The organism is Rhizobacter sp. P3_B12, from assembly GCF_056402895.1.
Genome location: NZ_JBFUGN010001642.1, coordinates 1 through 704, shown reverse-complemented (window position 1 = coordinate 704; position 704 = coordinate 1). Strand labels below are relative to the sequence as shown.

The window sequence follows — 704 nt, the reverse complement described above, 5'->3', positions numbered from 1 at the left end:
GGTGGATGGCTGCGTGGCGTGCAGGAAGGCATCGAGCCGGTCGAAGCTCTCCTCCCACAGCGCGCGGTACGGGGCGACCCATTGCGCCACGTCCTGCAGCCGCGCCGCCTCGAGCCGGCACGGCCGCGTCTGCGCGGCACGGCTGCGCGAGATCAGCCCGGCGCGCTCCAGCACCTTCAGGTGCTTCGAGATCGCCGGCTGCGACAGCGCGAACGGCTCGGCCAGTTCGTTGACCGTCGCCTCGCCGCTCGCCAGCCGCGCCAGCATCGCCCGCCGCGTCGGATCGGCCAGCGCGGCAAAGGTCAGGTCGAGTGATGCGGAAACCGTCGCGGAGTCCATCGCATAGCCTTGTCTTTATATAACCTAGTGGCAATATAAAGAGCGTTCCGGCGCCTGTCAACCCGGCAGGCGCCGGGCAGGTTCAGCGCAAGGCGTTGGCCATCACCGACAGCGCATTCAGGCTGCGAATGGCCTCGTGCACCGTGCCGCACACGATCGAGATGGTCTCGGCGTCCTCGCGCACCACCGCAGGCCACAGCGCGAAGGCATCGGCCAGCGCCGGGGTCTGGCATTGCACGCGCAGCGCCGGTGCGGCGGGAAGCTGCCACGGCGCACGCGGCGCAGCGGCCACGCCCTGCACCGCCTCGCGCGCTGCCGCCTCGATCGCCTCGCGCGACTGCGCCGGCGACAACGAGCGCCCGCTG

2 protein-coding genes are annotated in these 704 nt (G+C 71.0%); both read right to left on the bottom strand.

Features of this window, described 5'->3' with window-relative positions:
- A partial coding sequence (locus AC1D01_RS37425) for an ArsR/SmtB family transcription factor (RefSeq protein ID WP_477874981.1) occupies positions 1-339 on the bottom strand: 339 nt, incomplete at its 3' end.
- Positions 340-421: 82 nt separating this feature from the next.
- Positions 422-704: M55 family metallopeptidase (locus AC1D01_RS37420; protein ID WP_477874979.1), on the bottom strand; the 283-nt coding region annotated here is incomplete at its 5' end.